Annotated in this window: 2 protein-coding genes; both read left to right on the forward strand. The window is 48.4% G+C overall.

Annotation, left to right across the window (positions count from 1 at the left end; translation table 11 throughout):
- Positions 1-399 precede the first annotated feature (399 nt).
- Positions 400-696 (forward strand): hypothetical protein, encoded by a 297-nt coding sequence (locus tag ABYW01_RS19915; protein WP_193954175.1) that lies wholly within the window; start codon positions 400-402, stop codon positions 694-696.
- Between the two features lie 181 nt (positions 697-877).
- On the forward strand, positions 878-2,223 hold a 1,346-nt coding region (locus tag ABYW01_RS19920; RefSeq protein ID WP_372836159.1), incomplete at its 3' end, for an ATP-binding protein.

A 2,223-nucleotide genomic window follows, 5' to 3' on the forward strand; every position in this document is an offset into this window, starting at 1 on the left:
ACAAAATAGCAAAGAGTTTAGCCATTAAGGCTCTAGTGGAGTGACAAATAATCTGTGAATCAATGCCAAAAATGGCGCGCGATTACAGAAAAGTCCCATCTTTCCGGAGGGTTGTCGGCGTTTCACAGACTCCTCTGTCAACCTGTCGCTTTTTAGCAACACGCCTAAAGGCCCATTTCTCGGTACTTTTACACCAACCCTCTTTTCACTGTCGCCATAAGCAGACAGATTCCTGGTATTTTCAGGCAGATTCTCTGACACTCACCGCTCACACATAACAAAACTGCCCAAAAAAACCAATAACCATTTGTTTTATAAAGACTTAAATAATCTTGGCACGCAGATTGATATATACATCCTGATTTTTAAATACAGTCTTTTATTTTGAAGGAATCAATTATGAAAAAGATGTCTGCAATCGCTCTGGTTACTGCTCTTCTGGCAACGCCAGTTGCTGTACTGGCAACTGAAACCACAGAAGCTGAAAAGCCTACCGCTTTCGAACAGCTGGACCAGAACAACGATGGCAAGATCAGTGCTGTTGAAGCAAAAGATACTGCACCACTGGTTCAACAGTTTGAAGAACTGGATGTTAACAAAGACGGTTACCTGACCGAGGCGGAGTTTTCACTCATTCAGACCGATACGGAAACAACTGCGTACCTATCTGCTAAAAACGCTGTATTTACTCTGTAAGTAATAGCGTTAGCGTCCTGAACCATATCCCTCCCAACTGATGGTTCAGAAGCGCTCTTACAGGCCATATCTCCTACCCTACCTACCAGGATATGGCCTGCCCCTTTTGTAATATGGACTTAACCTCATGGACGCTTTGGTAGATAATTCCAATAAATGTTCAACTTATACCCAGCCGTTCATGAATCAATCACGTTTCGCTAACTGGCGTCCAAATTCGCTGAAACAACTTGTACTGGTCGCATTTATCCTCGTGGTAATGCCACTGGGCATCTTGCTGTTTCAAGCCAGTAACGCATTAGTCGAACAATCCGCCATGGGGCGTGATCTCGCACGCCAGTCGCTTGAGATCAGCCGTCGCGGTCAATCGATGCAACAATTGGCAGAAGACATTACCCGCGCATCCCGCCAATACAAAATTCTAGCTCGGGAAGAGATCAAGCTACGTCTGATCGATCAGATCAATAACTATCGCCAACTGCTGACGATTCAGAGCTTTGCTCTGGATGCCAGCGATCATATCCACCTGATTTATGAACATCTGGATAAACTGACAGATTCCAACTTTGATCCAGAGGGACTGTTGCTCATCAGCCTGACACGAGACCTCAATGTCCGCTTGGATCAAGCACTGGATGTACGCTTGAAAGACCTGAATACCGTGGCACACAACACCCAGAACGCGCTGGTTGTACAAGCGTCTATTCTAATTGGCATGTCCGCTCTGATGATGGTTTTCTTTAGCCGCCGTATCAGCCGCCCCGTTCTAAGGCTGGGCAGCCGGATCCGAGCATTGGGTCAGGGTGAACGCACCTTCGGTACCCGAGTTGGAGGCCCCCGAGAACTGGTTGAACTGGACGAACAGCTCGACTGGCTAGGGCAAGAGCTGCAACAGTTAGAAGGTGAAAAGCAGCGGTTTCTTCGCCACATGTCACATGAACTCAAAACGCCACTCACCACATTACGCGAAGGCTCAGACCTGCTGGCGGAAGAAGTCGCCGGCCCACTGAACGACTCGCAGCAAGAAATTGTTGGGTTATTGCAATCCAACGCGCACGAACTGCAGTCCCTGATCGAGCAGCTTCTGGATTACAATCGTCTGGGACAGCAAGAACCGATCCAGCCACAAGAACTGGACCTGCGTAAGCTGGTAAATGAAGCGCTAACGCCCCATAAGCTGCAGCTGGAGCAGAAAAAGATTCAGGTCAGATTGCCCGAGAAAAAGGTATACTGGCATACAGATCGAGCGATGCTGCTGCGTATTCTGACAAATCTTATATCCAATGCAGCACACTACGGCACCGCAAACGGGGTGCTATCCATACAGCTGGAACCACTGAAAAATCAGCTTCTGGTCGATGTAGAAAACAGTGGCCCGGTTATCCCGGATGACGATGTTCCCCACCTGTTCGAACCCTTCTATCAGGGCAGTCATAAGCGTGCCGGAGCCATAAAGGGCTCGGGGATCGGCCTGAGTATTGCCCAAGACGCCGCACATGCTCTGAAATCTGAACTAAGCTTGCACCG

Source organism: Pontibacterium sp. (assembly GCF_041587635.1).
GTDB lineage: Bacteria > Pseudomonadota > Gammaproteobacteria > Pseudomonadales > Balneatricaceae > Pontibacterium.